This is a genomic window from Roseateles sp. P5_E11, assembly GCF_054049355.1.
On record NZ_JBFUMO010001202.1, the window covers coordinates 1 to 542 of the forward strand.

Annotated in this window: 1 protein-coding gene and 1 pseudogene; both read left to right on the forward strand. The window is 71.2% G+C overall.

The genetic code is table 11. From position 1 onward, the window contains the following. Window positions 1–108 (forward strand): annotated as a pseudogene (locus ACXJKR_RS34330) (mechanosensitive ion channel family protein); the annotation flags it as partial. A 13-nt stretch (window positions 109–121) separates the two neighbouring features. Beyond that, window positions 122–542: MOSC N-terminal beta barrel domain-containing protein (locus ACXJKR_RS34335; RefSeq protein ID WP_457326670.1), on the forward strand; the 421-nt coding region annotated here is incomplete at its 3' end.

Genomic DNA, 542 nt, shown 5'->3' on the forward strand with positions numbered 1-542 from the left:
GACCATTACTGGCAGGTCTACTTCGACACCCACAAGGCCGTCGTCGCGACCTTTGGCGCCGCCGGCTACCCGGTGCCCGAAACGCCCCTCGCGCCGCGCAATCGCTGAACCTGGAGAACCCATGGCTGACCTGACCGCCCGCGTCGCCGGGCTGTGGCGCTACCCCGTCAAGTCGTGCGCCGGCGAAGCCGTCAATACTCTGCTGCTGGACGGCGACGGCTGGCCCGTGGGCGACCGCGGCTGGGGCATCGTCGACGCGGGCGGCGAGCTGACCTGGATGGGCGCGCACCCACGGCTCGCGCTGGTCCACGCCCGGTTGGTGGGCTCGGACCTCGAGTTACAGGCCTTGGGCCGATCGTTGACAGTGCCCGGCGAAGGCGGCGACGCGCTGGAAGTGCGCGGCTGGAACGGCGAACGCCAGGACTTCGACGTGCTGCAGGTCTGGGATGCGGGCGAAGACGCGGCCGCGCTGCTCAAGGCGACCACGGGCGAGCCGCTGCGGCTGGTGCGCTTGAGCATCGAGGCACAGCGCCGGCCCATCC